At 64.8% G+C, this 22,779-nt stretch carries 31 protein-coding genes; 4 read left to right on the top strand and 27 right to left on the bottom strand.

Annotation, left to right across the window (positions count from 1 at the left end; translation table 11 throughout):
- The 15 genes from DWZ22_RS10265 to DWZ22_RS03170 all read right to left on the bottom strand — a co-directional run.
- The coding region (locus tag DWZ22_RS10265) for a hypothetical protein (protein ID WP_199583431.1) at window positions 1–2,921 on the bottom strand (2,921 nt) is incomplete at its 3' end.
- Window positions 2,922–2,970: 49 nt separating this feature from the next.
- Entirely contained in the window at window positions 2,971–3,306 is a 336-nt protein-coding gene (locus DWZ22_RS03235; protein ID WP_118405421.1) for a hypothetical protein, read from the bottom strand.
- A 77-nt stretch (window positions 3,307–3,383) separates the two neighbouring features.
- Window positions 3,384–3,719, bottom strand: a complete 336-nt coding sequence (locus DWZ22_RS03230) for a DUF5055 domain-containing protein (protein ID WP_118405420.1) — start codon at window positions 3,717–3,719, stop codon at window positions 3,384–3,386.
- Between the two features lie 29 nt (window positions 3,720–3,748).
- The gene (locus DWZ22_RS03225; protein ID WP_118405419.1) at window positions 3,749–4,189 is read right to left on the bottom strand and encodes a phage tail protein; all 441 of its coding nucleotides are present in this window, start codon (window positions 4,187–4,189) and stop codon (window positions 3,749–3,751) included.
- Window position 4,190: 1 nt separating this feature from the next.
- Entirely contained in the window at window positions 4,191–4,595 is a 405-nt protein-coding gene (locus tag DWZ22_RS03220) for a hypothetical protein (protein WP_118405418.1), read from the bottom strand.
- Complete coding sequence (locus DWZ22_RS03215; RefSeq protein WP_118405417.1) at window positions 4,592–5,086, bottom strand: HK97 gp10 family phage protein; 495 nt, start codon at window positions 5,084–5,086, stop codon at window positions 4,592–4,594. Before DWZ22_RS03215 ends, DWZ22_RS03220 begins: the two co-directional genes overlap by 4 nt.
- Window positions 5,083–5,472: a hypothetical protein gene (locus DWZ22_RS03210; RefSeq protein ID WP_118405416.1), complete on the bottom strand. Its 390-nt coding sequence runs from the start codon at window positions 5,470–5,472 to the stop codon at window positions 5,083–5,085. The genes DWZ22_RS03215 and DWZ22_RS03210 overlap by 4 nt, the downstream gene beginning before the upstream one ends.
- Window positions 5,469–5,789 carry a phage head-tail connector protein gene (locus DWZ22_RS03205; protein ID WP_118405415.1) on the bottom strand — a complete coding sequence of 107 codons (321 nt, stop codon included), beginning with the start codon at window positions 5,787–5,789 and terminating at the stop codon, window positions 5,469–5,471. The genes DWZ22_RS03210 and DWZ22_RS03205 overlap by 4 nt, the downstream gene beginning before the upstream one ends.
- A gap of 4 nt (window positions 5,790–5,793) precedes the next feature.
- The gene (locus tag DWZ22_RS03200) at window positions 5,794–6,210 is read right to left on the bottom strand and encodes a hypothetical protein (protein WP_118405414.1); all 417 of its coding nucleotides are present in this window, start codon (window positions 6,208–6,210) and stop codon (window positions 5,794–5,796) included.
- A 9-nt stretch (window positions 6,211–6,219) separates the two neighbouring features.
- Window positions 6,220–7,275 (bottom strand): coat protein, encoded by a 1,056-nt coding sequence (locus tag DWZ22_RS03195; protein WP_118405413.1) that lies wholly within the window; start codon window positions 7,273–7,275, stop codon window positions 6,220–6,222.
- A 22-nt stretch (window positions 7,276–7,297) separates the two neighbouring features.
- Window positions 7,298–7,918 carry a hypothetical protein gene (locus tag DWZ22_RS03190; RefSeq protein WP_118405412.1) on the bottom strand — a complete coding sequence of 207 codons (621 nt, stop codon included), beginning with the start codon at window positions 7,916–7,918 and terminating at the stop codon, window positions 7,298–7,300.
- 79 nt (window positions 7,919–7,997) lie between these two features.
- On the bottom strand, window positions 7,998–9,554 hold the full coding sequence (locus DWZ22_RS03185; protein WP_118405411.1) for a phage portal protein: 1,557 nt from the start codon (window positions 9,552–9,554) through the stop codon (window positions 7,998–8,000).
- Between the two features lie 231 nt (window positions 9,555–9,785).
- Window positions 9,786–11,441 (bottom strand): phage terminase large subunit, encoded by a 1,656-nt coding sequence (gene terL / locus DWZ22_RS03180; RefSeq protein ID WP_118405410.1) that lies wholly within the window; start codon window positions 11,439–11,441, stop codon window positions 9,786–9,788.
- A gap of 308 nt (window positions 11,442–11,749) precedes the next feature.
- Window positions 11,750–12,349, bottom strand: a complete 600-nt coding sequence (locus DWZ22_RS03175; RefSeq protein ID WP_118405409.1) for a recombinase family protein — start codon at window positions 12,347–12,349, stop codon at window positions 11,750–11,752.
- Between the two features lies 1 nt (window position 12,350).
- A complete protein-coding gene (locus tag DWZ22_RS03170; RefSeq protein WP_118405408.1) occupies window positions 12,351–12,587 on the bottom strand; it encodes a hypothetical protein in 237 nt (78 codons plus the stop codon).
- A 323-nt stretch (window positions 12,588–12,910) separates the two neighbouring features.
- Between DWZ22_RS03170 and DWZ22_RS03165 the strand changes: the two genes are divergently transcribed.
- Genes DWZ22_RS03165 through DWZ22_RS03150 form a run of 4 tightly spaced genes read left to right on the top strand, consistent with a single transcriptional unit; the run spans window position 12,911 to window position 14,457 of the window.
- Window positions 12,911–13,228, top strand: a complete 318-nt coding sequence (locus DWZ22_RS03165) for a hypothetical protein (RefSeq protein ID WP_118405407.1) — start codon at window positions 12,911–12,913, stop codon at window positions 13,226–13,228.
- A 53-nt stretch (window positions 13,229–13,281) separates the two neighbouring features.
- On the top strand, window positions 13,282–13,668 hold the full coding sequence (locus DWZ22_RS03160) for a hypothetical protein (RefSeq protein ID WP_118405406.1): 387 nt from the start codon (window positions 13,282–13,284) through the stop codon (window positions 13,666–13,668).
- 13 nt (window positions 13,669–13,681) lie between these two features.
- Window positions 13,682–14,104 (top strand): hypothetical protein, encoded by a 423-nt coding sequence (locus tag DWZ22_RS03155; RefSeq protein WP_118405405.1) that lies wholly within the window; start codon window positions 13,682–13,684, stop codon window positions 14,102–14,104.
- Window positions 14,104–14,457 (top strand): hypothetical protein, encoded by a 354-nt coding sequence (locus DWZ22_RS03150; RefSeq protein ID WP_118405404.1) that lies wholly within the window; start codon window positions 14,104–14,106, stop codon window positions 14,455–14,457. The genes DWZ22_RS03155 and DWZ22_RS03150 overlap by 1 nt, the downstream gene beginning before the upstream one ends.
- Before the next feature lie 687 nt (window positions 14,458–15,144).
- Here the strand turns inward: DWZ22_RS03150 and DWZ22_RS03140 are convergent.
- The 12 genes from DWZ22_RS03140 to DWZ22_RS03080 all read right to left on the bottom strand — a co-directional run bounded on the left by DWZ22_RS03140 (window position 15,145) and on the right by DWZ22_RS03080 (window position 22,767).
- The gene (locus DWZ22_RS03140) at window positions 15,145–15,780 is read right to left on the bottom strand and encodes a hypothetical protein (protein ID WP_147352257.1); all 636 of its coding nucleotides are present in this window, start codon (window positions 15,778–15,780) and stop codon (window positions 15,145–15,147) included.
- Window positions 15,781–16,039: 259 nt separating this feature from the next.
- Window positions 16,040–17,626 (bottom strand): phage/plasmid primase, P4 family, encoded by a 1,587-nt coding sequence (locus DWZ22_RS03135; RefSeq protein ID WP_118405401.1) that lies wholly within the window; start codon window positions 17,624–17,626, stop codon window positions 16,040–16,042.
- Window positions 17,623–17,808, bottom strand: a complete 186-nt coding sequence (locus tag DWZ22_RS03130) for a hypothetical protein (RefSeq protein WP_147352256.1) — start codon at window positions 17,806–17,808, stop codon at window positions 17,623–17,625. The genes DWZ22_RS03135 and DWZ22_RS03130 overlap by 4 nt, the downstream gene beginning before the upstream one ends.
- 26 nt (window positions 17,809–17,834) lie before the next feature.
- On the bottom strand, window positions 17,835–18,341 hold the full coding sequence (dut, locus tag DWZ22_RS03125) for a dUTP diphosphatase (RefSeq protein ID WP_118405399.1): 507 nt from the start codon (window positions 18,339–18,341) through the stop codon (window positions 17,835–17,837).
- 11 nt (window positions 18,342–18,352) lie between these two features.
- Entirely contained in the window at window positions 18,353–18,580 is a 228-nt protein-coding gene (locus DWZ22_RS03120) for a hypothetical protein (RefSeq protein ID WP_118405398.1), read from the bottom strand.
- Entirely contained in the window at window positions 18,573–19,556 is a 984-nt protein-coding gene (locus DWZ22_RS10260; protein WP_199583429.1) for a DUF4406 domain-containing protein, read from the bottom strand. The genes DWZ22_RS03120 and DWZ22_RS10260 overlap by 8 nt, the downstream gene beginning before the upstream one ends.
- A 40-nt stretch (window positions 19,557–19,596) precedes the next feature.
- Complete coding sequence (locus tag DWZ22_RS10125) at window positions 19,597–19,866, bottom strand: hypothetical protein (RefSeq protein WP_147352255.1); 270 nt, start codon at window positions 19,864–19,866, stop codon at window positions 19,597–19,599.
- A gap of 208 nt (window positions 19,867–20,074) precedes the next feature.
- Window positions 20,075–20,269, bottom strand: coding sequence for a hypothetical protein (locus tag DWZ22_RS10120; RefSeq protein ID WP_147352254.1), 195 nt, complete (start codon window positions 20,267–20,269; stop codon window positions 20,075–20,077).
- Between the two features lie 410 nt (window positions 20,270–20,679).
- Window positions 20,680–20,955: a hypothetical protein gene (locus tag DWZ22_RS03095; RefSeq protein WP_118405395.1), complete on the bottom strand. Its 276-nt coding sequence runs from the start codon at window positions 20,953–20,955 to the stop codon at window positions 20,680–20,682.
- A complete protein-coding gene (locus DWZ22_RS03090) occupies window positions 20,945–21,667 on the bottom strand; it encodes a hypothetical protein (RefSeq protein WP_118405394.1) in 723 nt (240 codons plus the stop codon). Before DWZ22_RS03090 ends, DWZ22_RS03095 begins: the two co-directional genes overlap by 11 nt.
- A complete protein-coding gene (locus DWZ22_RS03085; RefSeq protein ID WP_118405393.1) occupies window positions 21,654–22,058 on the bottom strand; it encodes a hypothetical protein in 405 nt (134 codons plus the stop codon). The genes DWZ22_RS03090 and DWZ22_RS03085 overlap by 14 nt, the downstream gene beginning before the upstream one ends.
- The gene (locus DWZ22_RS03080) at window positions 22,051–22,767 is read right to left on the bottom strand and encodes a site-specific DNA-methyltransferase (RefSeq protein WP_118405392.1); all 717 of its coding nucleotides are present in this window, start codon (window positions 22,765–22,767) and stop codon (window positions 22,051–22,053) included. The genes DWZ22_RS03085 and DWZ22_RS03080 overlap by 8 nt, the downstream gene beginning before the upstream one ends.
- Between the last annotated feature and the right edge of the window lie 12 nt (window positions 22,768–22,779).

Genomic DNA, 22,779 nt, shown 5'->3' with positions numbered 1-22,779 from the left:
AAGAAGTCCTCGATGGGCACGACGACGTTGTCGTAGAACCACTGGGCGACACCGGACCATATCTCGGCGCCGATTGTCACGGCCCCGTTCCACAGATCCGAGAAGAACTGCGTCATCGGGGAGAAGAACAGCTGGATGGGCACGACGACGTTGTCGTAGAACCACTGGGCGACACCGGACCATATCTCGGCGCCGATTGTCACGGCCCCGTTCCACAGATCCGAGAAGAACTGCGTCATCGGGGAGAAGAACAGCTGGATGGGCACGACGACGTTGTCGTAGAACCACTGGGCGACACCGGACCACCATGTCGATATCGCCTGCACGGCGCTAGACCAGAGGTCCTCCAGGGCTGGCCCGATGGTGTTCCAGTTCATGACGATCGCGGCGACCGCGCCGACGGCCGCTCCGACCAGCAGTGGTATCCACGACCCCGTCATCAGCGAGATGGCGCCGCCGATGAGGCTGAAGCCGGCCAGTACCGCCAGGACGTTGTCCGTGCTCGGCCCGTTCTTGAAGAAATCGATGAAACCGGCCGTCAGCAGGGCGACTCCGCCGACCAGCATGCCGATGGCGCCCGCCAGCTCGCCGAACTGGAATGTCAGGGCGAACACGCCGGCACCGATGCCAACCACCATGGTGAGCAGGTTGTAGGCGTTCATCCCGTTATCCCAGACGTCCTTGAAGGCGACGGCTATCATGCCGACCCCGGTCACGACCGCGCCGATCGCGGCGGCACCCGGCCCGAAGGCCAGCCACAGGCCCGTCACGACGGCCGCGGCGCCGAGAAACATCTGGGTGAAGTTCGACAGGTCGATTCCGTTGCTCCACGCGTCGATGAGGCCCCATACGTACAGCACGGCGCCTCCGACGGCGAGGGCGAGGCCGGCCGCCTTCTTGAGGTCGGCGCCCAGGGTCCTGGCGATCTTCCACGCGGCGAAGCCCGCGCCGATGGCGGCGACATACGGGAGCAGCTTCAGCATCTTCTGGGCGATCTCGTCCGTCATCTTGTTCATGTAGTCGTCGAGGCCCGAGAGGAAGTCGTAGGTGTCGAGGGGCAGATCGAGGCCCCCGCCTCCTCCGCCTCCTCCGCCACCGCCGCCTCCGCCCCCGCCTCCGCCGGACGGCGACGTGTCGGAATTGTCGGTCAGCTTGTTGAGCTCGTCGAAGCCCATGACGGAGTTCTTGAGCTCCTTGACCTTGTCGTTGGCATCGGATGCGGCGTCCCCCACCCCGCCGAGGGAATCGGCGGTGTCATCGATGGGGCCGGTGCCCCCGCTGTTGAACCCGGAGGTGTCGAGCCCCGAGTAGTCAACCTCGAAGGTGGCGTCGATACCGAAGAACCGGGCGATGGTGTTGGCGAGTATCTGGATGGCCTTCGCCGCCGCGATCGCATACGGGAGGATCCTGTTGAGCACGGGTATCAGCACGTTACCCACGGCTCGGGCCGCCATTCGGGCCTGCGCCGACAGGATGCGCATCTGGTTGGCCGGCGAGGCCAGGGTGCGCGCCATGTCGCCGTGGACCTGCGTGACCTGCTCCATGATGAGGCGGTAGCGCAGTGCGACCTTCTCGGCCTGGGTCATCTCGGAGGTGCTCTGCTGGATGCCCAGGTTCGTCGCCTCGAGCTGCATGCGGGCGTCGGACAGGTCCCAGCCGATACGGCGGAGCGGCTCCAGCTCACCGGCGATACCGGACTGGAGCTTGGCCATCGCCTCATCGGTAGTGATGTTGTAGAACGACGCGATGTCGTACCCGAGCTGCGTGAGCTGCTGCGACATCACGGCGGCCTTGTCCGTCGCCTCGCCCATGCCCGTGGTCAGCGTCATGAAGGTTCCCTGGTTGCGGGACCATTCGCCCATATCGATGCCCATGAGGTCCTGGACCTTCTGGGCATACCTGGTGGCGCCGTCGGCATACGAGCCCATAGAGGCAGCGTAGAGGTTCATGTCCTCCGCATATTGCGAGGAGTAGTCCACGCACGTCTTCAGCGCGCCCAGCGCGATTCGGAGCCCGCCGAGGAGCTTGCCGAAGCTGAAGGCCCCCGCGATTCGGGCTGCCGCGCCCGTCAGGGCACTGCTCGCCGAGATGCTCTGGGCCTCGGCGTACTTGAGCGACGAAGCCACCGTGCGGGTGGCGGCCGCCGCGGTGCGCATCGAGGGCGGCAGGAGCCTCACGGCCGACGCGAGCTTCCCCACGTTGGTCGCCAGGGGCTCGATCACGCGGTTGAGCCTGTCGAGCTTGTCGGCAAACCCCTCCATGTCGAAGTCCTCGTAGGCCTTCAGGGCCTCCGGCAGGCGCTTGAGCCCGTTGATGGACTTGGTCAGGCTCATCCCCTCCAGCCCGCGAAGGCTGTTGAGGGACGACGCCACGGAGCGCAGGCTGCCGAGCGACGCCTCATCGAAGGACGAGAGCGCCTGACCGATGGCGCGCAGATTGTTCGGGACTGTCTTGGAGATGGTGATGCCGGAGAGGCCGGTGAGGGACGAGAGCGAGGACAGGCGCTCCGCCGCGTCCTCGGGTATCGACCCGGAGGCCTCCCCGACGGCGGCGAGCGTCTTGGGAAGCGAGGCCGACATGCTCGCCGCACCCAGCCCGCCGATGGATCCGAGGGACGCGAGCTTGGAGCCGGCGCCCTCCGGAATCAGGTCTATTGCCGCGGCGAGATCCATGATCCCGTCCGCGGCGTTCTTGTTTATCTTGATGTTCGACAGCTGTTGCAGCTTCGCCACCGGGATTGAGTTCGCGGCGGCGTTGAAGCGCTGGATGGCGTTCTTCAGCTGCCCCAGCTTGGAGGTCGGTCCCCCCAGGCGCCCGTCCAGGCGCTCGAGCGAGCCGATGAGCCGGTTGAGGCCCCTCGACGCCGACCCGGAGTCGGCTGAGACCTCGATGCCCAGCTTGTCGATGGTAGCGTCGGCCATGCCGCCCTCCCTTGCTTTCTATCGGGTAAGGGCGGGTCCTCTCCGCTGCCTAATCGCCGGCGTTCTCCCCTTGCCGGTCGCGTATGGCCTTGTTCAAGCGCTTGGCCACCTGCTCGAAGCGGTCGCGCATCTCTATGGCACGGCGCCTCTGGCGCTCCTCCTCGCGCCTCGCCGCGGTCTCCGGCGTGGAGAACAGCGGGGCGTCCGGGTACTCGGCGTTCTTGTCGCCGCAGAGCGTCCGCGCCAAGACGGCCCCGAGGGCGCTGTATACGTACAGCCCCTCGCGCCACTCGGCCGTATACCGGTTGTCCGCCCTTATGCGGGCGGCCTCCCGGTACGCCCTCGCGAGATCGAGCGGGCCGTGCCAGAACTCATCCGCCGTCATGCCGATGGCGAGGTACTGGGGCAGGGCCCTCCAACAGATCTCCTCGATGGACGTCAGGGTCTCCCCGGTCGGCTCCCCTAGGCTTCCGACCAGGTGATCGCTTTTCCCTCGTCGCTCGGATCGTCGAGCAGCGAGCCCGCCGCGGCGGCGTACATGCCGGTGAGCTTCGTGTAAAGGCCCACCTTGTCCTCCATGAGGTCGAACAGAGTCTTCGCGGTGCTCGGCTTCATCTTGGGGTGGTGCTTGGCGAGGGCCGCGGTGAACAGCGCCTCGGCGAGATACGACTTGCCGCTCTGGAGCTCACTCATGGAGATGTCGTACATGCGCTCGGCGCGCACCGCGGACTCTCGGTCGAACTCGAGCACGTAGGTGGTGCCGTTGTAGTCGAACTTGATCATCTGGTTTTCCGCCATTTGGGGAACCTCTTTCTGTCAGTGTTTGCTTACTTGCCGGAGACGTACTTGATCTCGCTACGCGGCATGATCGCGATAGTCATCTCGGAGACGGCGGAGACGCTGCGGGACTTCGGGTACGCGGTCACGGTGCCGGTGAACTCGAACTTGCCGAGATGGCCGTCTGGGGTCATGACACCCTCGGTCTCATTGCCGCCGAACCAGACGCCCCAGTGCTCCACCTTGCCCTTATGGGCGAGGATCGCCTCGTAGTCGTCGGGATCGTAGTTGGCGGTGAACTCGAGGGCGCCGCCGGAGTCGAGGATGTCCTCGATGTACTGCTTGGCGGCATCGGACAGCGTGGTGGCGTCAAGGTTGTCCGGCGTCTTGCCGAGATCCGGGGTCTCCTTGACCGGGCACTGGTTCGTCCAGGTCGTGCCATCGGCTGAGTTCATCAGATAGGTTTGATAGGTGTTGGTCGGAGTCGACATGTTACCTCCCGTAATATGTTCCGTCTTTAGCGACGACGCCCGTGAACCGGGCAGTCATCCTGTAGATAGATGGGTCAGCCGCGTTGTCGACCGGCTGGCACATCACCCGCTTGAAGTTGCGTTTCCTCATCGCGTCGGAGACGGCGCCCATGATCGACCTGCACTCGGCCTTCGGGTCCTCCAGCGCTGCGCTGAAGACGTCGGCCGTGTAGGTCACCGAGGCGTACTTCTCCTCGAGGGAGGAATCGATGGTGCGGGAAAAGGTGTTGTTGAGCGCCTCGACGAACTCGACCGCCGGGAAGGCCGGCGGAGAGATGACGTGCTGCGAGCACACGTATGCGTCGGGGTGGTCCCGGAGGACCGCCCTGGCCACCTCGTCGAAGAGCTGTATCTCGTAGTCGATCAAAGCTCGAATACCTCCCTGGCGATGTCGAGCGCCCGCTGGCGCATCGCGTCGGCGGCAGTCGCCATGTAGGCGTTTGCCGTCTGTCCACGCGTCGTGCCCAGGTTGCCCTCGCGGTCGTAGTAGTACCAGCGCGTCGGGTCCGTGGGGTCGTGCGCCTCCGGGGTGCGTCGCTCGTCGTAGCCCCAGCCCGGGGGAGTCTTCCCCGGGTAGGTGCCCTGGCCGACGACGCCCGTGCCGAACTCGACGAAGGCCGCATAGGCTCCCGTCGAGACGACCAGCCACGATCCCGGGCCGTCGGACTCGGCGTAGATTCCGGAGCGGAGCCCGCCCGTGTCCTCGCGGACCACCGAGGCGGCAACGTCGACACCGATATCGGACAGGCGCTCGCAGAAGCGGTCGCAGCGCTCGGCCAGGTCCGCCTCGATGGCGCGGAGCTCGTCGATGGCGGCCCGCACCGAGGAGCGCGAGAGCTCCAGCTCGACGGTCCTCATCGCCCGTGCTCCACGTACTTGAGGGCCACGACGAGGTACGAGGTCGTGCGGGACACGCGGCGCACCGCGTAGTCGTAGGGCTTGTCGCACGATCCCGATGCGTCCGGGCCCACCGGCTTGTAGACGTCGATCCAGAAGACGGTGGACTCGTCGATGGGCAGCGTGGGGTCGTCCACGATCAGGGTGCGGTCGTAGTCGAGGTCCTGCCCGAAGACAGACCCGGCGGCCTCGCCCTTGACGGCGGACACCGTCGCGAGGATGGGGGTCTGCCCCGAGCGCACCGTCTCGAAGCGGCCGGTGAGTCTGCCCTCGGCATCGACGACGGGCTCCTTGGACTCGTAGTACGAGACGAGAACCTCGCGGCGGTCGCGGTCGAGGCACCTCATCGCGGCACACCGACCATCGGCACGATGTCCGAGAGCATGGCCTCGGGCACACCGGCCGAGCCGTAGGTGCGCGAGACGCCCGCCTCCGTGTGGGACAGCTCGCCCTCGGCGCCGCGCTTGTTGATCAGGTAGACGGCGACGTCGACGACGGTCCCGTGGTACTTGGCGGGGACGTCGCCCCACTCCGCGTCGGCGTAGGGGAAGACGCGGGAGGTCACCTTCGACTTGGCGATCTCGATGTAGCTCGCGACGTAGGAGTCCATGCGCGGGTCGTCGATCAGGTTCGACACCGTGATGGTGATTTCCGCGTCCGTCATGGCCCTACTCCCCTGCCGCCTGGATCTTGTCGATGATGGTGGCCTTGGTGTCCTTCACCTTGAGCGTGATGCCCTTCTCGGCGGCGAGGGCAATGAGCTCATCGCGGCTCATGGCCCCCATATCCTCCTGCGGGACATCCTGCTCGGTAGCGACGGTGGGCTCGTCAGCAGGGGCGGACTTCTCCGCGGCAGGCTCGGTGTAGGTGAGCGGATGCTTCTCGCTGATGCCGAAGCGCGTGACGATCTCGTCGAGCGTCGAGACGCAGGCGCCGGCGGGGAGCGCGGTCTCGGAGCCGAGGGCGTAGCTGACGCTCTCGAGCTCGCGGACCTCCGTCACCTTGTCCTTGGCGGTGACGTTCAGGCCGTAGACCTTACCGGCCTCGTCCTTGAAGTAGGCTCGCTCGTCCTTGTAGTAGAACATTGGCGCTCCTTAGCCGTTAGAGACGATCTGGGCCATGCCGATGCACTTGGGGTCGACGACCGGGGCGTACTTGGCGGAGTTGCCGAGGGTCGCGTCGTCCGGGGACACGCCGTCGGTGGCGCCGTTGTGCGTGTAAGAGAAGCCGTTCGGCAGAATGGTCTCGCGCAAGCGGGTCACGAGGGTGTCCTCGCCGCCGTTCTTGGTCTCGGAGCGCTCGGTGCCGACCGGCTTGTTGACGGGGGCCGGGGCGTAGCGGAACGCGCCTTCGCCGAAGATGTAGCTCGTGTACTTTGTCGCGGAGGAGCCGGAGCCGGGGACGGTGGGCACCTGATCGGAGACGACCACGGTCATGCCGTTGGCGTCTGCGATGTTGAGAGTGCGCTGGATGCCCATCGGGTCGGTGTACTTGCGGAACTCGAGGAGGTCGAGGTTCGCGAGGTTCTTGGCGACCGTGGAGTGCATGATGGCGAGCTTGAACTGGCCCTGGGCCTTGTCGCCGCAGGCCTTGACGAGCGCGTCGTTGATGGAGGTCTCGGCCAGCTTGTTGCCGGCGGACACGGTGGTGCTGCCGGAGCTGATGTCGGTGAGGTGGGACGCGAAGGCGGCGACATAGGCCTTCTGGGCCTCGGTCATGTAAGCCTGCTCGCTCACGCCGAAGACGGCCTTGGCGATACGGATGAGCATCGCCTGGTGCTGCTTGTCCCAGTAGCCGGCGACCTGGGAGACGATGGCGCCCATCGGGTCGACCTTGTGGAAGTCGGCGATGAAGTCGCGCGACTTCCAGCCCTTGGCGCGGCCGTAGACCACGCCGGAGAGGTCGCCGCCGTCGATCTCGTCGGTAGTGATGTCGGTCTTGCCGTCATAGTTGACTGGGGCGCCGCCGAGCGTGTTGAAGAAGGGCACGGTGTAGACATTGGAACCGCCTGCGATCTGGTCGGCGATCTCCTGGTCTAGGACCATGGCGCCCGAATCGAGGAACGCCGTGGTCACGGGATCGGGGGCCTGGCGCCAGTTGCGGGAGAAGAGCTCCTCGTCGAAGGGGAGTCCGAAAAGCGTACCTGCCATTTGGTTTCCTTTCAGTTGGGTGTTAGTCGGTTGCGTCGAGCTGCTTCAGAAGACCGGGGTTCTCCTGCATGAGCTTCATCTGCTCGGAGAACGTCATCTTGTTGAAGGACTCGGCCGTGATCTGGCCCTCGCCGGTGCCCCCGTTCAGGCCGGGGTTCTGCTTCAGGAGGGCCGCCTTGGTGGACTGGGCCACCTCGTCGCGACGTCGCTTGTCGAGATCCACGAGGGCCTGGGCGGCGGTCTTGGTCGCCTCGGCGTCCTCGCTCACCACGCGCGGCAGCAGCTGCTCGATGTCCTCGGTGCTGAAGCCGGCGCCCACGAAGAGCGATTTGGCCTCGAGCGAGTTGGACTTGAGCGTGAACTCGCGCTCCTTCGCGGCAGCCGCCTCCTCGCGCTGCTTGAGGAGCTCCTCGGCGCTCATGCCGGACTGCACCTGGGAGGTGAGCTCGGCGACCTTCGCCTGGAGCGCGCCCTCGCTGTCGCGGGACGCCTTGAGCTCGCCGTTGGCGGCCGTCAGCTGGCCCGTGAGGTCGGTCACGGTCTTCTTGAGGGGATTGAGCTCGGCGCCGATGCCGTTGAGCAGGGTGCTGATCTGCTCCTCGGTCGCACCGGGGAAGATTGCCGCGATCTCGTCTCGTTTCATATTTCATTCCTCCGTAGATACGCCGGTTTTAACGCGGCCGGCACCGCACGGATATGTCTGCCACTTCACGCTGTGGCCGCTATGCGTTAGCCGCCGCGTGCGCGGAGGCGTCGTCGCCCTTTTTGGGCTCGGGGACCCCGGCCTGTGAGCCGGGGCCGTCCTCGCCCGTCGAAGAGGAGGGGTCGTGGTTAGCGTCCGCCTGGGCCGCGAGCTGTCTCTGCGCCTCGGCGGCGCGCTCCTCGGACCAGCGCTTGGACTGGAGATATGCCGCCTCCGGGTCGGTGAACATGCCGCAGCTCTTGAAGGCGATCTCGGGATGGATGCCGTTATTGGAGAGCATGGTGGTGAGGACCTGGGCCTTGACCAGGACGTTCTCGTAGTTGCGGCGGTTGAAGGTGAGCTCGATGTCCCGCGAGCGCAGGTCGATGTCGACGCCGCCCGACTGCTCGCAGATGCCCAGCACGATCTTCAGCAGGGCCCGCTCGGCGCGCTTGAACTGGAGCTCGTAGCTCTTGGCGTGGCTCTCGGCCATGGTCCAGCCGTCTCGCAACAGGACGGCGGCGCCCGTGTCGGACGTCGAGGCCTTGGTGCCGTTGCGGTTGGGCATGCCGCAGATGTTGGTGACCGCCTGGAGGAGGTCCTCCTTGGTGACCTGCGTCTGGCTCTGGTCCAGGCTGTTGCGGATGAAGTCCACGTCGCCGCGCCCGCCCTCGACGGTCTTCACCTTGACGGCGCCGATCTCGAGCATGCTGAGGAACGTGTCCTCGTCCACGTCGCAGTCGACGAACTTCATGAGGCTCTGGACGGTCTGCTCGATGTCGTCCATGCGGTTGGACTCGAGCGCGTTCAGGGCATCGAGGATCGGCAGGACTACCTCGAAGGCGCCCAGGCGGACGCTGTTCAGGTCGTACTCGACGATCGGGATGGCCCCGTAGGTGTGCGGCCGGCTGTCGATGATGTCGGCGCCCTGGATCAGGTACCAGGAATCGGTCGTGTAGACGTTGTAGAGGGTCTTCTCGCTCCCGTCCTGCGCCGTGCCGACCCACACCGCGGCGATGGGGCGGTGGTGGTATGCGGAGCTGTACACGACGAAGGTGTCCCACGGCTTGAGCACGTGGAGCTCGAAGGGCTCCTCGTCGTCGGCCGTGGACTCCACCATCCGGTACCCCACGCCGCAGACGCACATGTACTCGAACAGGTCGCGGTCGCTGGATGCCTTGTCGCGGGCGAACATGAGCGTGTTCAGCTCGTTGAGGTCGCCCAGGTGCTCGGAGTAGCCGTCCTCGGTCTCGTCCGTGCCCTCGGGGCCGGCGGTGCCGTCGTGGTTTCTCAGCGTGTACTGGAGGGGCTCGGCGAGCTGGTAGCCCAGCTTGAAGTTGACGATCTCGCTCGCGTGGTTCTCCACTATTCGGTTGCAAATCTCGGGGCGGACGTCCTTCACGCGGTCGAGGACCGGCTGGCGCCCGCGGTAGTAGTCCCAGAGGTACAGCTCCTGGGCCTTGTTGATCCAATGGGCGGCGAGCGCCTCGGTGACGACCTCGACGACGTTGCCCTCGCCCACGGACTCGTAGTCCGCGTAGATGCGGGCCCGCCCGGTGTACACCGGCGCCGCTCCCGCCTTGTCGCCCTCGGCCATCCGCCGCCTCCTAGTGTCTGGATTGCTCTATCGCCAGAGGACCGGTCCCGCGCGAAGGGGAGCGCGCCCGTCCCACCGGACGGCTGGATGGGGACGGTCCGTACTGACAGCGGAGAGGATCCGCCGACACGAATAATGACAGGGGGTGAGGGCGCAGTTAATACCCGTCCCGCTATTGTGAGCAACGGTTGGCATTATTGCGGATTGATACGGATTGATACGGATTACCTGCTACGCTATGCGTCTCGTGGGGGTGACCTTCGCGAGGGACATCGACGTGGCGAAGCGCTTGAGCATGCTCATCGCATCCGGCGCGTCGTCGTGTTTATTGCGCCCCTCCGTCGTGTAGTGGGTGAGCATCGAGATGAAGCGGTCGTAGTCCCTCGAGGGGTGGTCGGAGCGGAAGAGGCAGTGCTCCTTGATCCACATCGAGTCGGTGATGATGCGGGTCTCCTTGTTCTCGGTCGAGAACTTCTTGCGGATGTCGACGGAGTGCCCAGCGCGCCTGCACGCCTCGGCGATGTCGTCGGCGATGCGCCCGCCCGCCGAGTTGCTCTCGAATCGCGCCAGGCCCACCCCGTTGCGCACCAGGGCGGAGGCGATCTTGGGCTCCACCACCTCCGGCAGCGAGTTGTCGCACACGACGTCGTCGATGTAGTAGCGGTCCCCGTATATCTTGGCGACCGGCAGGCACGCGTAGTCGGCGCCGCGGTCCTTGGTGTCGCACACGGCGATCACGCCGTCGGGCTCGCCCCCGGGCAGCTGGTCGTACCAGGAGATCTCGTCCGCGCCGAACATCAGGCCGCCTATCCACATCGGCTCGCCCATGTACTTGGCCGCCCACGAGTCCTCCTCGCCCGCGTTTATGAGCGACGCGCGCATGTCCTCGTAGTACTTCGTCGAGAAGCCGAGCCCGTACAGGTACGTGAAGTTGGTCTCGCCGTCGTCGTTGAGCGCCGGCAGCACCGTGAAGCGGTAGCGCGGGTCGTCCCCGTGCTCCTCCTCGATGCGCCCGATCACGTCGTTGGGGACCCAGCGCGTGCCGACGTGCAGCTCCTTGGCCCCGTCGAGCTTTCGGTCGCGCAGCTGGTTGAGGTACGCGCTGTAGAGCTTCTCCATTCGGTCCGAGGACAGCGCCTCCTCTCGGTCCGAGACCAGGTCGTCGCAGTAGAGCAGGGCTTCGCGGCCGACCTCGACGGCGCCGGTCAGCGTGCCGTCGACCGATCGGCACGTGAGCGTGGGGAACCTGCTGCGGCGCTTGAGCGAGATCGTCTCGTCGGCGTAGCTCTTGTCGACGAAGGGGGCGTCGGGGAACACCTCGCCGAAGCGGTAGGTCTCGCCGTCCAGGATGATGCCCAGGGCCTCCTGGTGGAAGCCCTTGGTCAGCTTGTCGGAGTGCCCGCTCATGACGTTCGCGCGCTCGGGGTTCCGCCCCATGACCCAGGTCAGGAAGAAGATGCACAGCGTCGACTTGCCCACGCGGGGCGGCAGCGATATCGCGAGGAAGTCGAGCCTGTCGTCGGCGAGGTCCTGTAGGTCGCCGACGAGCGGCAGCAGCACGGCGCGGCGCGGCGCGTAGAAGCGCTTCTCCGGCTCGCGGCGCCATTCCATGAACAGCATGTAGCTGTCGAAGTCCACCGGCGCGAAGGCGAGCAGCGTCGCCTCGATGGAGCGCAGCAGCGACTGCGCCTCCCCCACGCGCCCGCCGAGCTCGACGACCAGGTCCATCGCCCTCTCGCGCATCCAGCGCCCGTATGCCGACGCCCTCGCCGGGTCGTCCTCGATCATGGCCGGGTACACGGCCAGCGCGTCGCGGTACGGGTCGGTCGAGTCGCACCCGGCCGCTGTGGCGGCGATCGCGTCCGCCGTAGTCCAGATATCTCCCATCGTTCCTCCAAGTGAAAGGGGTCCTGCCGATCTCTCGGCGGAACCCCTCCACTCGGAGCGCCCCTCCCCTCGGGGCGCGCGTATCAGATTGTCCTAGCGGCCGCGCGGCCGCATCTCCAGTATCTTACCCCCGGCCGCCCGGGCCCGCGACTCGCCCTCCGGGGAGAGCACGGTCTCGGACCACCCGCAGGCCGGGCACGTCCGGTAGGCCCCGTGGGGGCTCAGCGTCGGCTCCCACACCGCCCGGTGCCCGCACCTCGAGCACCAGCATGGCCGCGACGCGACGGAGCGGATGTACGGGTCGGGCGTCATGCGACCAGCCTCCCGTCCCCCACCATGGCGTACACGGTGCCCCTCGAGACGCCGAGCACGCGGGCCGCGGCGGCCTTGCCCTCCTCGCGCAGGGCCCGCTGGGCCTCCTCGACCAGATCCGGGTCGAACTCGGTCCTGGCCCTGCCGCGGTAGCGCCCCTCGGCCCTGGCCAGGGCGATGCCCTGCGCCTGGCGCCTGAGCATCTTCTCGCGCTCGGTCTGGGCCACGTAGGCAAGCAGCGACAGCAGCATGTCCTCCACGCACCTGCCCATGTCCCCCATCGCGGCGAAGCCGGCCGAGTCGAAGAAGGGCAGGTCCAGCGCGCGGATCGACACGCCCTCCTCTCGGGTGATCCGGCGCCACTCGGCGGTCACGCCGTCGTAGGTGCGCCCGAGGCGGTCCAGCGAGTCTATGACGACCGAGTCCCCGGGGCGCAGGGCGGACAGCAGCCTCTCCCACTCGGGGCGGTCCATGCTCCTCCCGCTCGCGCGGTCGACGAAGACGCGCTCGGGAGGTATGCCCTCGGCTGCCATCGCCTCGACCTGGCGACCGGCGTTCTGCTCCTCGGTCGAGACGCGCACGTAGCCGTACTCCACGCTACTCGGCCTCCCCCACCACGATCGAGCCCTGCGGCAGGCGCGAGCGCTTCGGCACCACGGCCAGCTCGTAGCCCAGCACGTCCAGGTACGCCGCCGCGACGCCGACCCTGATGTCGGACGAGCGCATCTTCTGCGACATGTTCTGTGGCGTCAGGCCGATCTCGCCGGCCACCTTGTTCTGACTCCAGACGGGGGACTCCTCGGTGAGCGCCCTCATTATCTGCTTGATGTCCATGTCCTCTCCTTTCGACAGCCCCAATATAGGTGTATAGGAAATTATTGTCAATGCTTTTATAAGATTTTTTATTTTTTCGGCTGTGAAAAGCACTTACCTACTAGTTTTAGGGATCCGCTATTTACTGCCCGGGGGTGTGTTTCCGCCGGAAGAGGATCCGACGCGGCCAGGCGGCCCGATCAGGTGTGCAATTAGGGCACGCCCAAAATAAACGCCGCGACTGTAAATAAAATTATTTATAACTGCCTATTGCACTGTAAACAAAAACGTTTATAGTGAGGACTGTAAACAAAAACGTTTACAGTTTCGAGGAGGCCCACACCATGAAAGACCTAACACTAACGATCGGCCACAACATCAACGGCGTACCCACGCACACCTATACGCACGTCGTGGCCTTCACCGCGGCCGCTCTCCAGCTCGAAGGCCTGACCGCCTGGGAATGTACGGGGTTCTGGGAGGGGGAAGTGGAGCACTCGACCCGCATTGAGATAGACGCGCTCGAAGAGGACCGACTCGAGAGGATCCTCTCGCAGATCCCGTCACTGGCCGAGGCCCTGAAACAGAACGCCATAACGGTACAGATCAGGGACAGCGCGACGGCGTTTATCGAGCCGATCCGGATCAGCGCGACGGCCTAACCGGTCAACCAGGCGCCCCGCATACCGCGGGGCCATATTGAAGGGATACCACCATGGAAGTAAAGAAATACAGGGGCCAGGGAACCGGCGACGCCTACGACGTTACGATCGTATGCGAAAGCCTGCCCACGCGTAACGGGTTCTGCCACCGCGCCACCCTATTCGTAAACGACTGCCAGGTAGCCGGCCACCGTGTCAACTACCTAAACCGCACGTGGGAGGCGTACACGTACCAAACCGCGATGTCCTGCGTTATCGAGGATCGACTCGAGGAACTCCAGGCCGCCCGCCTGGAGGAGTTCAAGACGGAGCGCGGATACCAGCGCATGACCTCGAAGCGTAAAGCCGAGTTCGAGGTCTGGGAAGGCGGGGCCTCGGACGTCCTCATGGCCGAATACACCGCCCTGGGCGACGTATACGCCCAGATCATGCGTTACTAGGGGGGATATAGCTATGTCTACCTCAAACTTCCCGATCATCCCCGACGGCCTGCCCCTCATCGCCCGCACCGATGACGAGTTCTGGCTCTTCGACGAGGACGGCGAGTGCCTCGGGTATTGCGACTTCGAATCCCAGGAGTGGGAATCGGATGCAAACGGGGCCCTGGACGCCTGGAACGATGCCGCACGCGTCTACCACCTGCGGATCGGGTACGGCTACTATTCGGGCTATTTCGTCGAGGTCGAGCGTGACGAGGACGAGGCCGACGATCTGCGGGAAAGCGGGGCGACGGAGTGCGGGCGCCCCTTCGAGGAGTACGAACGCGGCCACCTGGCCCACTTCCTGCGGGCCTTCGCAGGTGCCCACGGCATGCAGGAGTATCGCGTGGCCGCCCGTTTCTCAAACGGTGAAACTATCTATCAGGAGGTCAAATAATGAAACGCCCCAAGATCGTCAGGAGCCCGTATCTCGAAGCCGTTTTCGACGATATCTGGGAAGACCTGGAATCACTGGGATACGAGGAGGTCCGCCACTATGCGCGCGCCTTCCCCCGTGAGCCTGACTACAACCTGGTAAACTACGGGTGCATGCGCGTCTACTATTTCGATATCCGCGATCTGTACGCCGCCTCTGGCGTCCCAGGCGTCACGGATACCTACAAGAGCGCCCGCAGCGGCCACGAGATAGGCGACTACAAACTCGGTGACGATCGTCTCTGGGAGGCGTACCGCGGCCACGTCGGGCAATGCGCACGCGCATACCTGGAGGCCTTCGAGGAAAGGGGATAGCGTGGGGGAGCTGATTCGGCGCGCCATGGGCGCGGGTATCCCGTGGTCGGAGAAGACCGTAGCGCAACGCGTCTTTACGATCCTGGGGCCGCCTCTCTATATCGCCTGGGGGATCCTCCTGGCACTCGGGACGGTGTGCGCGGCCATCATAGCGTGCGCCTTCGAGCAGAACCCGCCGCGGCGCCGGCGATAGGCACAACGGAATAGAAACGCACGGGCGGGCCCTCCGGGGCCCGTTTCCGTTTGCATCGGATCCGCCTGGAGGGCTCCCCCGGGCGGATCCCGTATCTCGGGCCCTGCGGGGCCCGTTTGCGTATGGGCGATTGTAAGCCGTTTTGAGGCCCCGTTTTACACTCTCGGTGTAGTTACTCTACCCTATCGCAAAACGGTCCGTATTTCGTTAAATAAACCGTTTTATCGACCGTTTTATCGTATGGCGCTAGATCATCTATAGTGTGTCACGGGAAACCGACGTCGACGGGCCGCCCTGGCGCGTGCCCGCGGCGCCGGGGGCGCGGCCCCCGGGGGCCGGCGGATCGGGGGCGTCGAGACAAAAAAAAAGCCCCCGCCCGGGCGATGCCGGACGAGGGCTCGTGAGGGGCGGGCGCCGTCGCCGCGTCCCCGCGGCCGGATACCCAAAAGTCGAAAGTCGAAAGTCGAAAGTCGAAAACCGAAAGTCGAAAGTCGCTAGGCGCCATCGACCGGCTCGACCGAGACCACCTCGGCCGGGATCGCCTCCGGCACCGGGCGCCCGACGAGTCCGGCGTACTTCGCCGCGGTCTCCTCGGGGCTCGGCAGGGCCGCCGTCTCGTCGCGTCGGGTGACGATCTGCTCGGTCTGGTCCTTGATGCCGTAGTAGTTCTTGCCCAGGACGATCCATTTCACCGGATTGCCCTTCTCGGCCTGGAGGTTGATCTCCCAGTTTACCTGCATAAACTCGTATGCTTTTTTAACCGCGTCCCTAGATTTCGCGGTTAGTTTCGTGCTCAGGGTCGAAGTGTCGCCCCGCCCGATGTAGCACAGCTGCTGGCGGGTCATGCCGAACGCCATGGCCAGGCCCGTCACCATGGGGCGCAGGCCCTCACGGTCGCACATGTCCAGGAACGTGTAGAACCTCTCCTTGACCTGGTCGGCGTCCGCCAGGTCGATCGGCTCCAGGGCCAGCTCGAACAGCGCGCGCCCGAACACCATGGCCGCCGTGTGCCTCTCCCGGTCCTCCGGCGGCACCTCCGGCTTCCTCGACTGGGTCACGGGGCTCTTGGCGCGCGCGTCGCTGAGGTCCCTCCGTCCGCTTCCCTTGCCTCCCAAATAGATCATCTCCAAAAGTCGCTCGCGATAGCCGGAAAGTCGCTCGCGGAACGGGGAGAACGGAAGGAACGGAAAAATACGTATATATCTCTATATATACTTATTTTCTTTTCTTATATGTAAAGTAAAGAGAGAAGTAGTTCCTTCTGTTCCCATGAAAGTCGTTTCCGCAGATAGACTACCGAAAATCGCTGTTTTGATATTTGCTCCCGGTCGTTCCCGGGATGCTCTGCCCGCTACCCGTTTTCGCGAAAGTCGCTGACGTGAAAGTCGCTCACGAGAGTCGGATGCGGCCGGAGCCGGTTCCGGAACCGGTTTGGGAGCGGGTCGGGGAACCGAATAACGCGTCGGCGGCCTTGCTGAAGCCGAGCTCGTTGAGCGCGATCCCCTCGTAGAACCTCTCGCCGTGGCTCATGCGCTTGCTCACTCCCATGGTCTCGAACTCGCGGCGGACGCGCTGCGCGCTCATGGGCTCCTCGTCGCACTCGAGGCAGAACTGGCGGTAGGCGTCGTTGAAGTCGCCGACGCTCATCCTGGAGCCGGTGCGCACGTCGCAGCACTCGGCCACGAAGCGCGCGAGGCTGGAGCCGCCGACCGAGGTGTAGGCGGCCGTGGCGGCCCTCACGCTCTCGGGCTCGTCGAGGCCGCGCTCTCGCCACATCCTGAAGCCCTCGCACAGCCAGTCCATGATGGTCCGCTGCCCGCGGTCGCTCCTGAACAGGGCCTTGAGGCCGCGGTCCTGCTCGTCCTCGCCGAAGTGGCGCTCGAAGGGGATGACGCGCATGCGGCCGGAGCTGAAGACCGTGGGGTCGGTGACGGTCGGCAGGGAGTTGCACGACAGCCAGAACACGCACTGGGGGACGAACTGGATCTGGGTGCCGTAGAGGTGGCGGGTCGAGATTGTGTCGTTGCCGGTGAGGGTCTTGACCTTGCCCTCGTCCAGGCGCTTGCCCTTGGTGGGCTCCGAGACCGTCACCAGGCGCACGCCCTCCAGCGAGGCGAGCTCCTCGTCGGCGCCCCCGGCCGAGCGGCCCTCCATGAGGAAGTCGCGGTCGACGGCGCGGGCGTACTCGCCCAGGGCGTACGCCACCGACTCCATGAGCGTGCCCTTGCCGTTCCGGGTGGTGGCGCCGTAGGCCACGAACATGCACTCCTCGGGGTTGGCGCCCAGCAGGCTGTAGCCCAGGGCGCGCTGGAGGTAGAGGGCGCGCTCGCGGTCGTGGCACATGATCTCGTCGATGAACTCGTCCCAGCGCTCGTCGTAGTCGATCGAGGAGTTCATGAGGCACTCCGGCGCCTCGCGGGCCGACTTGGTGACGTGCCAGTCCTTGGCGCCCCACTCGTCGACGTCCATGAGCAGCGTGCCGGTGTCGAGGTCGACGACGCCGTAGGGCGTGCCCAGCATGGTCGGCTCGACGTTGAGCCTCGAGGGCGGGACGCGCACCTCCTGGCGCCACATCTCGGCCACGTTGGCGATGGCGGTCTTGGAGCAGGTGCGCCGGCACCAGTCGAGGAACTGGCGGACCTTCTTCGTCTCGCCCTTCTCGCCGGCCGAGGAGGCCCTCATCAGCTGGTCGGTGGCCCACAGGGCGCGGGTGCCGACGAACTGGCGCACGAGGCGGTCGGCCTCCTCGCGGGGACGCTCGGTCCACGTGTCCCAGCAGGTCGGCAGGACCAGGGCCTTGGCCTCCTCGCACCACATGGCCTCGGGCCTCCAGCGCATGACGGCGCGCATGGTGCCGATGTCGGTGTCCTGGCGGTAGCGGTCGGATACGGGGTCCTCGGCGTCGAGGAGCAGGCAGATGTCCGCCTCGTCGCCCTCGAGCACCGTGCCGTCCGACAGCTCGTAGCGCCCGCTCATCGTCCCCTCCCCTTCCAGGAGTCGTCGAAGAGCACCCCGTAGTCGAGGCCGAGCGCCTCGTGGATGCCCTTCATGGTGTAGTAGCTCGGCTCGCAGCGGCACTTGAGCAGCTTGTATATCGCGACGGTGTTGACGCCGACCATGGCCGCGAGGGAGCTGACGCTGACGCCTTTGCGTTCCATGGCCCTCTTCAGTGCGGGGACGTTCATCAGAGCCTCCCCGTCGATCCGTAGCCGCCCTCGCCGCGGGAGCTGGCGGGCAGCTCGCGGACGGGGACGAAGCGTGCGTGGACGAACGGGATGATCACGAGCTGGGCCACGCGCTCGCCCGGCTGCACCGTGTAGGGATCGCCACCCAGGTTCAGCAGCTTGCAGCGGACCTCGCCTCGGTAGCCCGGGTCGATGACGCCGGGGGCGTTCGCCAGCGTGATGCCGTGGTTGCAGGCGATGCCGGACCGCGGGGCCTGGAGGGCGAACACGCCCTCGGGCAGCGCGACGCGCACGCCGGTGCCGACCCAGGCCGACTCGAGGGGCCCCAGCGTGATCGGGTCCGCGATGTCGGCGCGCAGGTCGCACCCCGCGTCCTCGGCCCCGTGTGCGTAGGACGGGATGTACCGGGCCGTGTCGGCGATCGGTACGACCAGCTCGGTCGTCGGCGAGGGCGGCTCGGTGCCGGGATCGGGCGCCGTCCGGTACTCCAGTGTGCTGATGTCCATGTCTCCTCCTCTCATCGGCAGGCGCCGATGCTCTTCAGGTAAAGGTTGTTCCTGCGCGAGCGGGCCAGGGCGCGGCGCCACCGGCGCTGCCATTTCGGGTCCAGGGCCTTCAGCACCCGGCGCACCACCTTGGCCATCCATCGGATCGCCTGCGCCATGAACTCGGCGAGCCACACCATGGCGTCGGCCGTCATGCGGACGACATCGGGGATATGCTGCCCGAGCGGATCGCTATTCATGGATGACCTCCAGGCCGTAGGCCTCGGCGGCCTCGTGCTCGATCCTGCACCCGCGGGCGTCCTCCCAGCCCTTAACGAAGTAGGCCGCGTGGCACAGGCTCATGTTCTCGAGCGACTTGGCGAGGTAGCAGAGCGGAACCTGCACGACGCCTCGCCCCTTCATGGCCTCGTCGCTATACCACTTGTCGCTAAAATAGGTGTTGACCACCTCGTAGCCCATGGCCGTCAGGGCGGCGACCGCCCTCTCGCGGTCCTCGACGATCTCCTCGTCGGTCTTCCCGGCCATCGGCTGGGAAATCATTGCCTTCTTCATATTCTGTTCTCCTAACGATAGATATGCCGGATGGTCCGACGGTCTCTTCCCGCAGTGCGGGGCCCTAGTGATGTCCCCATCGGAGAGCACCAGTCTCGAGACCGCGTAGCTTTTTCTGCACCCGCGGAGGACGCTCCCGCGAAGGCTCGCGATGCGCTCGATGGCGTCGTCCGGTGTGTGGCCGTCCCACTCGGGTGCGCGGTCGAGCTCGAGGCACGGGAACATGTCCCAGTACGGCTCGACGTCGTAGTGGTACGTGGCGGGACCGGCGGGGGTGTCGATGCCCACGATGAACATGCCGTCGTACATGGTTCCGTCGGCATGCTGTCTCGATTTCCACGAGAGATCGGGGAACTTCGCCACGATCACCGAGAACAGCACCGCCCTGTGGTGGTAGAGCTCGTCGAACGTGTGGTACCCGTCCGACGTCTCGCCCGTGACGGGCGCCGTCTCGGCTAGCTTCGCCAGTCTCTCGAGGATGCGGTCCGGTGGAGACAGCCTGTCTATCCCGATGGCGTCCGTCACCTCGTCGCGCAGTACGCGCATGAGGCCGGCGCTGTAGGGCTCGGGGCATGCGCCGTAGTCGTATGCCGTCTGCCAGATGGAGGCTCGATAACGCAGCTTCCCGGCGATCGCTTGGCGCTCTTCATCGGTAACATTCACGGCGTATCGAAGTCGGCAAATCCGCTTCTCTAGCTCGGGGCTAATCCGCATCAATGACCACCGCCCCACAATGCGGGCAACGCTCATACTTGCCGTATATTTCCTCGCAAGTTCTGCCGCACTCGCTACATTCGTAGATTCTTACCTTGGTGTTTCCGTGGGTCTCAACGTCGGTGAGGTCTAGGCGGCATGTCGGATGGTCGATTAGGTCGGCGAACTCCTCGCAATAATTGACTCCCTCGGGGAGTATTTCGCGCATGGCCTGATGGAGCAGCACGTGACACGGGATGAACGGAGTGAACCGATACATCAGGCGAAGCCTCGCCGCCAGTTCATGACAATGCGCACTGAGGGGAGACGGTCCGCAGTCGGGTTCCCCAGTTCCACAGTCGGGTTCCCCAGTACCGGCGTTCCGCTTCACACTGTAAGCGTTACAGGCGCTATTGGAGCTCCCCATGATGAAGCCGTCGATCTTACAGGCCCATCCATCGTAGTTGTCGCACGTGGCGCACGTCTTCTCATTCAGTAGCATTGGCTCTCCTGTTCCACATGGCGATGGCCGCCAGTTTCTCGATATCGATCACGGTCCGCGGGCGCACCATGCAGGCCGGGTTCTCGCACCCGAGCGTGCCCGTCAATCCGTACAGGTCGAATCGCGCCGGCCTGTAGACGGGATCGCTCTCGCAGAACGGGCACGGCTTAACCTTCCCCATCACTCATCACCGTCCGACCATTCATACTTACTGAACAGATCGGTTAGGCTGTCGGCCACCAAATCAATGACGTTGACGTAGCGGAACTCTCCTGACTCGAACGCGATGATCGCGCCGTTTTCGAAAAATTGAACAACAAAACCTTGGTCTTCTTATCTGTACCGTATGGCTGATACCAGACCGGGATAATGACGCCGTTCATTTGCCATCACCTCTCAGTAACCGACCACAGAATGGGCAGTAGCTGATGCGTTCGGACTCCATGTAGGTCGGCTCGCCATCAATAGACACAGCGACGATTCGGAACATCCCACGCACTGTCTCCTTGATGAACATGGACTTGTGGTTGTGTAAGCGGCGATCGGCCTGCATGTGCATCTCGCAGCGTGGTTTCTCGCAATAGGCGCACATCATTCATCACTGTCCAGCCATGCGTACTGGAAGAAGATATCAGCCGCCCCGTCGACCGTCACCGCGTCGGCACGCACGGTCCTGATATCGCCGGACTCGAACATCACGACTGCGGCGGGAAAGGCTATCTGTCCGGCTTTGAACCCGCCTAGCAGAGTGGAGTCGCCATGGGTCCATGCTTCTTGGAAGAACCCGACAAGCAATGCCCTGGTCTTCTCGCCGGGCATTTCCGACACGTAGCACGGGTACAGCTCGATCGGCAGGTTAGTCCACATGCCCGTACTCCCTCGCGATGTCCTCGAATCGGTCGAAGACTCTGTCATTGACGATGTAGCGGTTGTAGTCGTCCTGCTCCGTGTAGTGCCAGCGGCCCTCGCGGTGCCCCTCGAGTAGGTAGTCGCGGAGCGTGCCATCAGGGACGAAATTGCCGTCGACCATCTGGCGGAAGGTCAGTTCCCAGACATTGTGGCAGCTGCGGAACACTTCCTCTATCTGGTCGACCATTTCCGCAGTCATGCCCGGCGTCACGACGAACACGGCGCGGATGGTCATCATGGGGTAGTGGTCCCTCGACCGGAAAGCCGCGTTCACTCGCTGGAGGTCGTTGGTATTCATGCAATGGTAGACAACGCGATCGAACTCCTCGAGGATGCCGATGACCTCGCGGTCCCACATATAGCGTCGGAGGGTCTCCGCGCTCGTGTGCATCTCGGTCTCGACGTCGTGATCGCGGCATATCTTCGCCAGCAGGCCGTACCATGTGGCGCGCTGCATATCCTGACATTTCGATACCCCGTGCATGGGGTCGCCTCCACCCGAGAAGCTGAGGAAGTAGATATCATCCAGATCGATGAGCCCGAGCACCGTCCTCGATACCTCGTAGATGTCGGTCTCGGGGAGCCTCATACCGGTCTTCTTCGTGATGCAGTACGGACACAGGTGGTGGCACCCGAAGTTGGTGATGATAGAGAAGTTACGCTCCGACATTTCCGTCGCCTCCCGTCAGCTCGTGCAGGCGCCTGGCGATAGCAGAGAAGATCGCCCTCTCGCAGTTGTAGTCGCTACCCGATCGGATGGCGCAGTCTCTACAGTTACCGGTCGGTGAGAAATAGCGGCACGAGTTGCCGGTCCGGGCGCATTTCTCGATATCATCGATTAACTTACCGAGTGAGTCCGGAGCGGTCAGGTACAGGTAGTGCGCCTGTATCCTCTTGCCTTCCCCGGTCGTCACCATCCAGTGCCCCTCGGGATCCATACTCCGCGTGGCGTACAGGAAGTAGTTGACCGCATGTGCCTCCCCCTGTTCCCCGTAGAGCACCCGCGTGTCCAGCGGTATGCGCTTTCCGGCCCTGTCGACCGGATACTCGCAGCTATCCATCGATTTCCTCCTCTATTCGCTTCCTTGCTATCTCGGCGTATTCGTGTACGACCTCGTAGCCGATGAACGGGACGCCCCGCTTCCGGCACGCCACGGCCGTCGTCCCGCTGCCGAGGAACGGGTCGATCACCCCGATGCCGTCGGGCAGGATGCCGACGATGCGGTCCATGACCTCGATCGGCATCTGGCACGGGTGCGCGCTCTTGCCCCTCGTGGTGTTCTTGACCTGGTTGATCTGCCACCAGTCGTAGAGGCGGGCGCCGCGGCCCTCGGCCATGAGCCTCTTGATACGCTTGTCGTTCTGGTTTTTATAGGGCTGCTTGACCCTGCTGAAGTCCGGCTTGACGCCGTAGAAGGCGACGTCGCGGTGCTGCTTGGCGGTGTTGGAGTTGTAGGTCCACGAGACGACCCTCTCGGGCGCCTCGCCCTTGGCGATGCTCAGCCTGTGCATCTGCTCCGGGTAGTGGATGATGACCGCCGGCACACCGTCCGTGATGTCGGCCAGCATGGCGTAGTACTCGGCCTCGGGCAGCCGGTCCCTGAAGCCCTTGTAGTGGTAGCCGATGTTGAACGGGGGATCCGTCACGATGACCGGCGTGAGCCCGTTATAGACCATCGCCTCGATCCCCCCCCCGATCAGCTCGAGGCAGTTCCCCTCGTAGACGCGGTCGAGCTCCTGCTCGACGTCGGCGCCGATTTCCTCTCCCATAGGGATCCTCTC

The sequence above is a fragment of the Collinsella sp. AF31-11 genome (assembly GCF_003475605.1).
GTDB lineage: Bacteria > Actinomycetota > Coriobacteriia > Coriobacteriales > Coriobacteriaceae > Collinsella.
The sequence above is the reverse complement of the archived record's forward strand: the minus strand, read 5'-3'. Positions and strand labels throughout refer to the sequence as shown.